Consider the following 12,606-nt stretch of genomic DNA (forward strand, 5'->3'; position numbering starts at 1 on the left):
GGTTTCTCCGGGAGTTAGTCGGGGAGCTTGTAGGTGATGTCGTCGGTGTCGAAGCGCCATTTGGGTGGGGCGACGGCGACGCCGGGCTTCAGGTGTCCAACGGCCATAAGCAGGGGAATCCAGAAGGTGTCGGGGATGGAGAAGGCTTTGCGCACGCCGTCATGGTCGAAGCCGTCCATGGGGTGGGTGACGTAGCCGAGGTCGGCGGCGGCGTACATGACGGTCATGGCGAAGAAGGCGGTGTTTTTGACGGCGAAGGCCAGGGATTTTTCCGGGGTTTCGCCGTAGAGGCTGGTGACCGAGGCGGCAAAGGCGTCGCGGTCCTCGGGTTTGAAGTGGTCGGTTTCGACCAGGTAGGAGAACTGGCGTTCGAAGGAAGGGGAGTAGAGTTTCCAGGCTGCGGTATCGGCCAGGAACATGAGGATGACGGGCGCTTCGGTGACCTTGGGCTGGTCCCAGGCCAGGACGCGCAGTTTGGCTTTCTGGGCCGGCTCGCGCAGCACGGCCACCTTCCAGGGCTGGAGGTTGAAGCTGGAGGGCGCGCGGGTGGCGGTTTCGAGGATCTTGTCCAGGTCTTCCTGGGGCACGTCCCGGTCGGGGTCGAAGAAGTTGACGGCCCGGCGGGACCGCATGACGTCTTGAAAATCCATGGCGGACTCCTTTGTTTCCAACTGTAGAGTAGTGCCCCCGCCCTGTGGTGCTGTCAATACGGTAAACCGTGGCGAAGCGCCCGGCCCTTGACTTCACCGGCCGGGAAAGGCATGCAGGCCGGACATTTTCCCCTTTCCGTCATACCAAAAAGGACCTTCCATGGCGCTCAATCTGACCCAGAAGATCATCAAGGATCACCTTGTTTCCGGCGAAATGACCCCCGGGTCCGAAATCGCCCTGCGCATCGATCAGACGCTCACCCAGGACGCCACCGGCACCATGGCCTACCTCCAGTTCGAGGCCATCGGGCTGCCGCGCGTGCGCACCGAGCTTTCCGTCAGCTATGTGGATCACAATACGTTGCAGATGGGCTTCCGCAACCCCGACGACCATGCCTATCTGCGCACCGTGGCCGCCAAGTACGGCATCATCTTCTCGCCTCCGGGCACGGGCATCTGCCACCAGCTGCATCTGGAGAATTTCGCCAAGCCGGGCAAGACCCTGGTCGGCTCCGATTCCCACACCCCCACGGCCGGCGGCGTCGGCGCCATGGCCATGGGCGCGGGCGGCCTGTCGGTGGCTCTGGCCATGGCCGGGGAGGCCTACGTCATCGCCATGCCCAAGGTGGTCAAGGTCAACCTGACCGGCAAGCTTACCGGCTGGGCCACGGGCAAGGACGTGATCCTGAAGCTCCTTGGCATGCTGACGGTCAAGGGCGGCGTCGGCAAGGTCATTGAGTACGCCGGGCCGGGCGTGGCCACCTTGTCCGTGCCCGAGCGGGCGGTCATCACCAACATGGGGGCCGAGCTCGGGGCCACCACCTCCATTTTCCCCAGCGACGACGCCACCAAGGCTTTTTTGACCGCCATGGGACGCCCCGAGGACTTTACGCCCCTGGCCGCCGATCCCGACGCGACCTACGACGAAGTGGTGGAAATCGACCTGTCGGCACTCGAACCCATGGCCGCCGCGCCGCACATGCCCGACCGGGCCGCCACCATCGCCTCGCTTGCCGGCATGAAGGTCGACCAGGCCTGCATCGGTTCCTGCACCAACTCCTCCTATGCCGACCTCATGGCCGTGGCCGACATCCTGGAGGGCAAGCGCATCGATCCCACCACCGACCTGCTCATCGCGCCGGGCTCCAAGCAGGTGCTCAAGATGCTGGCCGCGGCCGGCCGCATCGATCCGCTGCTCGACGCCGGGGCGCGCATTCTGGAGTGCGCCTGCGGTCCGTGCATCGGCATGGGCGGCTCGCCGGTTTCCGGCGGCGTCAGCGCCCGCACCTTCAACCGCAATTTCGAGGGGCGCTCCGGCACCCAGGACGCCAAGGTCTATCTGGTCAGCCCGCAGACCGCGGCCGTAACCGCGCTTCGCGGCGAGTTTTCCGACCCGGCCACCTGGGGCGAGGCTCCGGCCAAGGCCACGCTGCCGGACAATGCACCCAACATCCGCCACCTGTTCCTCTACCCGAAGGAGAGCGGCGAGGGCGTGGAGATCCGGCGCGGCCCCAACATCGCGCCGCTGCCGCCTTTCACGCCGCTGCCGGACCGCATCGAGGCCAAGGTGGCGCTCAAGGTCGGCGACGACATCACCACCGACCACATCCTGCCGGCCGGGGCCCAGATCACGGCGCTTCGCTCCAACATCCCGGCCATCAGCGAGTACATCTTCAGCCGGGTGGACGCCGAGTTCGTGCCGCGCATCAAAAAGCTCGGCAAGGGCATCATCCTCGGCGGCGAGAACTACGGCCAGGGATCGAGCCGCGAACATGCGGCGCTCGGGCCGCGTTACCTGGGCGTGGCGGCGGTCATCGCCAAGTCCATGGCCCGCATCCACCGGGCCAACCTGGTCAACTTCGGCATCCTGCCGCTTTTGCTCGTGAACGCGTTGGATTACGACCGGATTCCGGCCGGGGCGGATATCGGCATCGACACCGGGACCATCGCCCCGGGCGCGGTTTCGTCCATCACCGTGGAGGGCGTCGGCCCCGTGGCCGTCACCAACGACCTGACCGCCAAGGAACTGGAAACCATCCGGGCCGGCGGCCTGCTCAACAGCGTCCGGCAGTCCCGCGCGTAAGAGAAAGGGGGATGCCTCCGGCGGCCGGGGGGAAACTTTTTGTAAAAAGTTTCCCCCCGGACCCCCCTTCAAAAACTTTCGAAAGGGATTATGTTGCGCCCTCGAAAAACCTTATGAACGCATTTCGGGAACGCAACACACATAGCGCCGTCTAGGCGTGCGAATCGCCGAGGAGAAAACATGCTCGATCCCATGCGGAAATACGCCCAGTCCTGGGGCATCAAGATCGTTTTCGGCTTGATCATCCTGGTCTTCGTCTTTTGGGGCGTGGGCAGCTTCCAGGGCGACAAGGCCACGGTGCTCGCCACCATCGACGGCCAGCCCGTGCTGATCAAGGACTATGAGAAGGCCTACAAGGAAGGCCTGCGCCTGGTCAAAAACAAGAATCCCAACATCACGGACAAGGAGCTTCAGGACGGAGGCTTCCGCTGGCAGGTCTTCAGCAACATGGTGACCAGCCGGCTGCTGGAAGCCCAGGCCAAAAAGCTCGGCGTGTCCGTTTCGGCCGAGGAACTGCGGGCGGAAATCGCCAAGATTCCGGCCTTCCAGGACAAGTCCAAGAAGTTCGACGCCAAGCGCTACGAAAACATCCTGCGGGCCAACGAAGTGACCCCGGGCGAGTTCGAGGCGGACTTCCGCCAGAATCTGCTGCTCGAGAAGCTGGCCGCCTTCGTCAGCCTGCCGGCGTCGGTATCCGAGGCCGAGGCCCGCTCCATTTTCGATTTCATGCGCGAGCAGGCCGTCATCAAGTACATCCTGTTCAAGGCCGAGGATTTCGACAAGGGCATCAACCCCACCGACGAACAGATCAAGGCCTACTACGAGGCCCGCAAGGACCAGTTCGCCACCCCGGCCAAGATCAAGATCGACTACGTGGAATTCACGCCCAAGGCCCTGGCCGAGCCCGACCAGGTGTCCGATGCCGACGTCGAGGCCTACTACAAGGCCAATCAGAAAAAATACGCCCGGCCCGAGCAGGTCAAGGTGCGCCATTTCCTCATCATGCTGCCGGCCGACGCGCCCCAGTCGGCGGTCGACGCGGCCACGGCCAAGCTCAAGGACATCGCGGCCAAGCTCAAGGCCGGTGCTGATTTCGCTTCGCTGTTGCCCAAAAATCCCAACAATGCCGAGGGGCTTATCGGCGAGGATTGGGCCTGGTTGCCCAAGGGCAGCCTGCCCAAGGAATTCGGTCCCTTCGAGGAAAAGGCGTTTTCGCTGAAAAACGGCGAGATCAGCCAGCCCGTGCGCACGGCGCTTGGCCTGCACCTCATCCAGGCCGGCGAACGGCAGGCGGCCGGCGAGCGTCCCCTGTCCGAGGTCAAGGACGACATCCGCGAGGAGCTGGCCGAGCGCAAGGCGTCGGACAAGCTGACCAAGTCCCTGGACAACATGCAGGACAAGATCGCCTCGGGCGAGGACCTGGGCAAGGCGGCCGCGGCCGAGAAACTGCCGGTCAAAAGCGCGGACTTTTTCAGCAAGGACAATCCCCCGGTGGACCTCGGCCTGTCCGATCAGGCCCTTGGCGTGCTTTTTTCCATGAAAAAGGGCGCCGCTTCCGATACGCCGCTGTCCACCCAGGACGGCTTCCTGCTGGCCCGGGTGACGGACATCCAGCCGGCCGGTTTCCAGTCCCTGGACAACGTCAAGGAGGCGATCAAGCAGCGTCTTGTCGCCGACGAGGCGCAAAAGCGCGCCCGGGCCAAGGCCGACGAAACGGCCAAGGCCTTGGAGACTCCGGCCGGGGAGCAGAAGGTCCTGGCCGAGTACAAGGACAAGATCGCCACGTCCCAGCCGTTTAGCCGCCAGGGCTTCATCCCGGGCCTTGGCATGGCGCCGGTGCTGGTCCAGACGGCCTTCGAGGCCAAGGGGCCGGGCTGGTTCAAGGCCGCCTATGCCGTGACCGGCGGGTTCGTGCTGGCCAGCCTGGACAAGAAGATCCCGGCCGCTGCCGCCTTGTGGGACAAGGAGAAGGATCGCTGGCTGGCGACGTTGTCCCAGTCCAAGCAGTCCGAGCTCTTCAAGGCCTACCTGGCTACGGTGCAGCAGGGGGCCAAGATCGAGATCGTCAACCAGGATATCCTGGGGCCCCAGCCGGGCGCGCCGGCGACCGGCGCGGCGGAACAGGCCAAGCCCAAAAAGTAGCCTGTCGCAATTGCGACGGCCGGCCGGGCGAAAAACCGGCGGCCTGACGCGGACAACGCAGTAATGCGGGCGCGGTTTCGACCGCGCCCGCTTTTTTTAGCGCTTGGCCGGCCAGGGGTTGCGCCTGGTCGGTCACGAAAAGGCCAATACGGCGGTATTGACAAGAATGTTTGTTATCATATTCCCTTTGCCAGCGTTCCGGCTGGCGGAAGCCATGGGATCGGCGGTCCGTTCCCGTGACGATCGCGCGACGCCGTGCGGCGGGCGACAACGGGCCGATGGGTCGGGAGGCGAGGGGCCGGGCCGTTACGGTGGCGGGAATGGAGAATGTCGTGCGGCTGGTAAATGGTATCGAATCGTTGATGCTGCGTAACGCAGCGCCTGATACCGCATCGTGTCGGGGAGCAAGGCGCACTCCTTTACAGGAATGTCGCATGCGGGCTGGTCGTTCGAAGCCCGGCGGCCGGATTTTTTAAACGCGGTTTTTTCGGGCCCGGCGCGTCAGCCTGACCATGCGCCACGGCCACGAAGCCTGCGTCGAGACAACAAGGGCGGATTTTCCTCTGGAGGTGCCGTATGGACAAGGAACTCGTTAAAAAACATGAACAGTCTTTGCTGCAGGCCATGACCGGCGTCGAACAGTGCCAGGGGGTGCTGAGCCGCCTGGACAGGCAGTGGACCCGGGCCACGCTCACCGGCAAGATCAACTGCAGCCGTATCGCCCAGACGCTGATCGACTTCATCATCAGCACCCAGGACAATTTCACCGCGCTGCAAAAAAACCTCGTCGACACCCTGGTTCTGGAAAACACCCAGAAGGTGATCCTCGAGATCGCGGCCGTGGCCCAGGTGGCCATCGACATCCTCAAGCGCAACCTGTTCGAACGCACGGCGGACGTCGGGTTTCTGGCCACCGACGACGACATCGTGCAGTTCCTTTTGGGGGGTGGCGATGCCGCCGGGGCCCTGGCTTGCGTGGGGGACGAGGCGGCCCTGGTTCCTTACGGCGACGACGCGCCCGGCGTTGCGGACCGACAGGCCGTGGACCGCATCGAGGAGCGCCTGCGCCAGTACCGCGACAAGTATACGGTCTACAACGAGATCATCATCCTCGACACGGCCGGCCGCGTGCGGGCGCATCTCGACCGCGACAATGCCGTAACGAGCAGCGACGATCCGCTGATCGCCGAGACCCTGGCCGCGCCGTCCTATGTCGAGACCTACCGCCAAACCGACCTGCTCCCCGGTCGCGGGGAGGCGCTGCTCTATTCCCAGGCCATCAAGGACCCCGCCACCGGCGCGCCGCTCGGCGTGCTGTGCCTGGTCTTCGATTTCGCCGGGGAGATGGAGGGCATCTTCGGGAACCTCAAGAATTTCGCCTCGGACACCGTCATCCTGATCCTCGACGGGCGGGGCAAGGCCATTGCCTCGAGCGATCCCGTCAAGGCCCCGGTCGGCCGGACCTATCCGTTTTCGCTTCGTGACGACTTCACCATGACCCAGCTCGGCGGCGAGGCCTACCTGTCCAAGACCCTGGGCACCAAGGGCTACCAGGGCTTTTTCGGCCTGCCCTGGAACGGACAGGCGCTCAAGCGCGTGGCCACGGCCTTTCAAAACGGCACCAACGGTCACAGCCTGGACGAGGCCGCCATCCGGCGCAACGCCATCTTTTCCGGGCGTCTCCTCAAGGTCGAGGAGGCCTCCGAGAACGTGCTGTCGGACCTGCAACTGGTGGTGCAAAACGGCCAGATCATGGCCGCCAAGAAGTCCATCCAGGCCGACGCCTCGGAGCGGGTCGAGGCCCAGGCCCTGCCCCACGTCCTAAACGAGGTCAAAAAAATCGGCGACCAGGTGCAGCACGTCTTCCAGACCTCCACCGGCGGGCTGCTTAAGCTCGTGACCTCCTCGCGCCTGCACGACGTGCAGTTTCTGGCCGCCCTGGCCATCGACATCATGGACCGCAACCTCTACGAGCGGGCCAATGACTGCCGCTGGTGGGCGCTGACCTCGGACTTCCGGCGCATGCTGGAAAAGCCTTCCCTGTCCGAGGCCGACCAGGACCGCATGCGCGAGATCCTGGCCTACATCAACAGCCTCTACACGGTGTACACCAACCTCTTCGTCTACGACCGCAACGGGAAAATCCTGGCCTGCTCCAACCCCGACGAACACCGCCAGGAAGGCCGGGTGCTCCATGAGCAGTACGTTGCCAAGACCCTGGCTTGCAGCGATTCCCAACTCTACCACGTCTCGGACTTCGCGGCTTCGGACCTGTACGAGGAGGGCGGCGTGGCGCGCCATACCTACATCTACAACGCCCCCATCACCTCGCTGGTCCGCGAGGGGACGGTGCTCGGCGGCATCGGCATCGTCTTCGATTCCAAGCCCCAGTTCCTTTCCATGCTGCACGACGCCCTGCCGCGCGATGGCCTGGGCAACATTCTCGAAGGCTCGGAAGGGATGTTCGTGGAAACGAGCGGCAAGGTCGTCGCCTCCACCAACCCGGACATCGCGCCCGGGGACGACATCGACTTGGCCGGCGTCTTTTGCCAGCTCTCCTGCGGCCAGTTCACCTCGCACCTGCTGTCCGAGGGCGACAGGCTCTACGCCGTGGGCTGCTCGCACTCCGCCGGCTACCGCGAGTACAAACGCGACGGTGCCTACGTCAACGACCTGCTGGCTATCGTCAAAGTTCGTATCTAAGAGTTTTTGAAGAGATGAGCCGGGGGGAAACCTTTCTTGCAGAAAGGTTCTCCCCCCGGCCCCTCTTCCAAAGACTCTTAATAGTAACAGAGTGTTATCCGGACGACGTCCCTATCGATAGAAAGTTTGGGAAGGGGAGAGCGCGAGAGGGGAGAACCCTTTTCAAAGGGTTTCCCCTCTCGCATCTCCTTTTTCTTTTCCCTTCCCTTCGGTCGTGACGGCCATGATTTTCCAGCCGGCTTTGGGGGTGGGTTCCGGTTTGACGCCCAGGGCGTGGGTGTAGCCGCTTGGGTCGATGGCGAAGAAGGGCAGTCGTTTCATGTCCGCCTGGGTCCGGAACTGTTCGTAGGAGAACTCTGCGGTCAGCGGCGTGGTGGTGATCTTCGCGCCCTGGCGCAGGAGCTCTTCCAGGTTCTCCAGGGAGACGGTATCCGGGAAGAGGTAGTGCCCGGCGTATTTGAAGCGGGTCTTTTCGAGGGATTTCACGTTGTTGGTTTGGACGTTGCGGATGGTGAAGATCTTGTCCGGCTCGAAATCCGTGCGGTAGTAGTGGGCGACCAGGGCATTGCGCTCGCTTTGGGGCGTGATGGCCAGCAGGTAGCCGATGCCGGTGAGGTTCAAATTAATGTCCGCGTCCTCGGAAACCGGGCTGCCCCAGTAGGCTTGCAGGCCGCGCATCACCGCCGCGCGCACGGCCGACCAGTCCTGGTCGGCGATCTGGACGAAGACGCCGTTTTTTTGCAGCTCTCCGGCCAGGGCCAGGCCGAAGGGCGTGGCCCCGACGATGAGAAATCCCTTGGGTTCGGGCTCGGCCACCCCGAGCCATCTGGCGATGGGGCCGGCGGTGAAGCTTTGCAGCAGGATGGTGCCGAGGATGATGCAAAACGACAGCGGCACCAGGCTGGAGGCCAGATCGTTGCCGACGTTTTGTTCGAGCTTGAGGGCGAACAGGGCGGAGATGGCGGCGGCGACGATGCCGCGCGGGGCGATCCAGGCGAGCAGGTGGCGTTCGCCCATGCTGAGCTTCGAGCCCAGGATGGAGAGTTGCACGCTGATGGGTCGGGCGATGAACTGGACGGCCAGAAAGACGCCCAGGGCCTGCCAGCCCAGGGCCAGGAAGCCATTTAAGTTCATGCGGGCCGCCAGCACGATGAAAAGCGTGGACACGAGCAGCAGCGTGAGGCTTTCCTTGAATTCCAGGATGTCCTCGAGTTCCACCAGGCGCATGTTGGCCAGGAAGATGCCCATGACCGTGACGGTCAGAAGCCCGGATTCCGCCTGGAGCGCGTTGGAGGCGGTGAAAACGCCGCACACCAGGGCCAGGGTGACCACATTGTGCAGGTACTTCGGAATCCAGTATTTGCGCAGCACGGTGCCGAAAAGCCAGCCGGCCGCGATGCCGATGCCAAGCCCGATGGCCACCACCTTCAGCATGACGATGGCGGTGGCGATGAAGCCGTTTTCCACGCCGTGCACTTCGATGAACTTGTAGACGAGCAAGGCCAGCACGGCCCCGATGGGATCGACCAGGATGCCTTCCCAATGCAGGATGGCCGCCACGCTCTCCTTGGGGCGCACGGCGCGCAGCATGGGCGCGATGACCGTGGGGCCGGTGACCACCATGATGGCCCCGAACAGGGCGGAGAGGTCCCAGGGATAATCGAGCAGCCAATGGGTGGCGACGGTGGTCACGCCCCAGGTGACGGCGACGCCTATGGTGACGAGGTTGCGGATGACGCCGCCGACGCCCGGGATCCGGTTGAATCGCAGCGTGATGCTGCCTTCGAACAGGATGACGGCCACGGCCAGGGAGACGAAGGGGAAGAGCAGTTCGCCAAAGAGTTCGTCGGGATGCAGCCAGTGGCCTATGGGACCGACCAGCATGCCGCAGGCCAGAAGAAAGATGATGGCGGGCAGCTTGACCCGCCAGGCCAGCCATTGGCAGGCCATGCCCATAAGCAGGATGCCGGAGACCGCGAGCATCGTGTGGGTGGTGTGCATTGCATCCTCGCCGGCCCGGCGGCGATTTTGTCGTCAAAAGAACGTGAAAGCGGGGCGCCCCGTGCGGGAGGTTCCCTCGCCCGTTGGTACCGCAACAACCCTTGTGCAACGCTAGGCTGCCGCTGTTGCGCGTTTTTGGAAAGGGGGCCGGGGGGAAAACCTTGCCGTAAGAAGGATCTCCCCCCGACTTTTTTCGAAGCTGTCCCTAGCCCGGCAGGGCGGTCTGGTTCTTCCGGTCGCTTTGGGCTTCCAGGGAACGGATGAGCTCCTGGAGCACCACCGCCTGTTCGGCGAGGTCCGAGATGGCCCTGGCCGCCTCGCGCATGGCGTCGGCCGTTTCGGAGGAGATCACGTTTATCTCCTCGATATTGCGGTTGATGTCCTCGGTGGCGGTGGACTGCTGCTCGGCCGCCGTGGCGATGCCCCGCACCTGGTCGGAGGATTCGACCACGAGGCCGAGGATCGTCCCCAGCCCCGAGGCGGCCTGCTCGGTCTGGCCCAGGGACTGCTCGATGACCCGCTTGGTGCGGTCCATGCCGGCCAGGGTGCCGCCCACGCCCGTCTGGATGCCGCCCACGGCCTGGCCGACCTCCTTGGTGGCGGTCATGGTCTTTTCGGCCAGTTTTCTGACCTCGTCGGCCACAACGGCGAAACCGCGTCCCGCCTCGCCGGCCCGGGCGGCCTCGATGGCCGCGTTCAGGGCCAGGAGGTTTGTCTGGTCGGCGATGTCCTCGATGGTCTGGGCGATGGAGCCGATGCTGTCGGCCTTGTGGCTCAGGTCGGAGACCGAGTCGTAGACTTGCCGGAAGCCCTGGTGGATGTCATCCACGTCGGTTTTGACCTGCGCCATCTGCGTTTTGCCCTCGGCGGCGGCGCTCTTGGTCTTTTCGGCCAGGGCGGCCGTGGTGCCGGCGTTCTTGGCGATCTCGATGACCGAGGCCGACATTTCCTCCATGGCCGTGGCCGCCTCGTTGATGCGGCCGGACTGGTGCTCGGTGCCCCGGCTGGCTTCCTCGATCTGGGCCGACAGCTCCGCGGAGGCGGTGGACACGATGCCGGCGACGTCCTTGAGCTGCGCCGCCGCGTGCAGCATGCCTTCAGCCTTTGCCTCCTCGGCCAGACGTCTGGCCTCCTCAGCCTGTTTGCGCGCTTCCTCGGCTTCCCCGGCCGTGTGCTCGGCTTCCGCCCGCTTGGCCTCGAGCTCGCCGAGGCTGGCTTCAAGGGTGCCCGTGGTCTGGTTGAGGGCGTCGTACACCTGGCCGATCTCATCCTTGCGGTGAACGGTCAGGCGGGCATCGTAGCGGCCTTCGCCGATGGCCCGCAACTGGCCGATGATGCGCGTCAGGGGGGTGAAGATCTCCTTGCCCAGGAAAAAGGATATAGCCAGGCAGATGAGGATCAGGATGACGGCGATGGCCACCCCCGACCACAACATGAGGTTGCGGATGGGGCCGACCACCTCGTCGTAGGCGACAAAGGTCACGAATTTCCAGCCGAGTTTCGGTGCGGTGTGGCACAGGGCGAGATAGCGCGTGCCCCCCATGGTGACCACCGTGTCGCCGCGTTCGAGCGAGAAGGCCTTTTGCAGGCCGGGGATGGCCAGTTCGCTGATCTTCTTGAAGTTCTGCTCGGGGTTGCGGGGATTGGAAATCACCACCCCGTCGCCCTGGACAAAGACCACGTAGCCGGTCTGGCCGATCTTGATGGCCTTGACGATGTCCGTGAGCACCTTGAGCGAGATGTCCACGCCCACCGCGCCGATGCGCTTGCCGGCCTGGGAGACGACCCGGGCCACGCCGACCACGGCCTCGCCGGTGGTGGACATGTAGGCCTTGGAGATGACCGGCGTGTCCGGGGTGGCCAGGGCGTCCCGGTACCAGGGCCGTTTGCGCGGGTCGTAGCCCGCCGGCAGCGTTCCCTCGACGCTGGAGACGAATCCACCCAGCTCCGAGCCGAAATACACCTCCACATAGGCGGGATGCGAGTCCTGCATGCGTTTGAACAGCGTCGTGATGGCCTGGCCCGTGGCGTCGTCGCCGCGGGGAACCACTTTCATGGTTTTTTCCTTGGTGCCGACGTAGGAGGTCAGGTTGCCGTCCACCTTCTCCATCAGGGGGGAGGTGCCGAGCAGGGTCACATTGTATTTGGCCTGATCCATGAAAATGGTCATGGCGTTGTCGAGCTGGCGGATTTCCCGACGGATGGCATCGGTCTGCCCGTCGATGGTTTTCTGATAGATATCGCGGTAAAGGATCGCAAAAACCAAGGCTACGGGAATGGAGATGACAAGCACCAATCCGAGCATGATTTTAAATTTGATGGATTTCATAGAGCCCCTTTTCGTTGTTGCGATATCGTTTTCTCTCGTGAATATTGCCCGCAGCCGGTTTCCCATCTTATGATATGACAAAAAAAGCAAGGCGTCTTTAATGCACCGTCAGCAATGTGATATGGCGGTCATATATTTCACGTAAATGACAAAAAACGTGTCCGGAAAGCCTGTCGCCGAGGCAATGATGCAGGGGCAGGATGACGGCGAAGCGGGCCTCAGAGCGTGATGCAGCGGACAGCGGTCACGCCGCGCCCCGGTGTCAGGTCCACCAGGGCCAGACTGCCGCCCGGGGAAAGCGATCCGGGATTGATGAGGCGCGTGTCGCCGATGCGGATGTCCTCGGCGGCATGGGAATGGCCGAAAAAAATCAGGTCAAAGCGGTCGCCTATGGCCTTGGCGATGCGGGCGGCAAGCCCTTGCCGCATGCCCCAGCCGTGGGTCACGGCCGTGCGCAGGCCGCACAGGTCCAACTCCAATATCGCCGGGAGTTCGCTCGCCAGGTCGTAGCCGTCGGTATTGCCGGCTACGGCCTCGAAGCCCGGATGCTGGAGCAGATAGGTCCAGACGGCATAACCGGTGTGGTCGCCGCAGTGGAAAATCCGGTCGACCCCGGCCAGATGGCGGGCGTAGACGTCCTCGAACCAGGGCGTGGGCGAGGCGAGGTGCGAGTCGGAAATGACGGCCACGCGCATGGG

The 12,606-nt window shown here is 63.9% G+C and carries 7 protein-coding genes; 3 read left to right on the forward strand and 4 right to left on the reverse strand.

The features are described from left to right. Window positions 1–14: 14 nt before the first annotated feature. Complete coding sequence (locus tag K9F62_08895) at window positions 15–650, reverse strand: nitroreductase family protein (GenBank protein UJX42772.1); 636 nt, start codon at window positions 648–650, stop codon at window positions 15–17. Between the two features lie 160 nt (window positions 651–810). Between K9F62_08895 and K9F62_08900 the strand changes: the two genes are divergently transcribed. The 3 genes from K9F62_08900 to K9F62_08910 all read left to right on the forward strand — a co-directional run bounded on the left by K9F62_08900 (window position 811) and on the right by K9F62_08910 (window position 7,578). Continuing rightward, window positions 811–2,733, forward strand: coding sequence for an aconitate hydratase (locus K9F62_08900; protein ID UJX42773.1), 1,923 nt, complete (start codon window positions 811–813; stop codon window positions 2,731–2,733). Window positions 2,734–2,913: 180 nt separating this feature from the next. Further along, window positions 2,914–4,875: a SurA N-terminal domain-containing protein gene (locus K9F62_08905; GenBank protein UJX42774.1), complete on the forward strand. Its 1,962-nt coding sequence runs from the start codon at window positions 2,914–2,916 to the stop codon at window positions 4,873–4,875. 576 nt (window positions 4,876–5,451) lie between these two features. Next, window positions 5,452–7,578: a cache domain-containing protein gene (locus tag K9F62_08910; GenBank protein UJX42775.1), complete on the forward strand. Its 2,127-nt coding sequence runs from the start codon at window positions 5,452–5,454 to the stop codon at window positions 7,576–7,578. Window positions 7,579–7,740: 162 nt separating this feature from the next. Here K9F62_08910 and K9F62_08915 read toward each other — a convergent pair whose 3' ends face one another. The 3 genes from K9F62_08915 to K9F62_08925 form a co-directional block, all read right to left on the reverse strand. After that, window positions 7,741–9,579 (reverse strand): cation:proton antiporter, encoded by a 1,839-nt coding sequence (locus tag K9F62_08915; GenBank protein ID UJX42776.1) that lies wholly within the window; start codon window positions 9,577–9,579, stop codon window positions 7,741–7,743. A gap of 205 nt (window positions 9,580–9,784) precedes the next feature. Then, complete coding sequence (locus tag K9F62_08920; GenBank protein ID UJX42777.1) at window positions 9,785–11,908, reverse strand: HAMP domain-containing protein; 2,124 nt, start codon at window positions 11,906–11,908, stop codon at window positions 9,785–9,787. Window positions 11,909–12,126: 218 nt separating this feature from the next. Beyond that, entirely contained in the window at window positions 12,127–12,603 is a 477-nt protein-coding gene (locus K9F62_08925) for a metallophosphatase family protein (protein ID UJX42778.1), read from the reverse strand. Window positions 12,604–12,606: the final 3 nt, after the last annotated feature.

Origin of the sequence: Desulfovibrio sp. JY, from assembly GCA_021730285.1 — a bacterium.
Lineage (GTDB): Bacteria > Desulfobacterota > Desulfovibrionia > Desulfovibrionales > Desulfovibrionaceae > Solidesulfovibrio.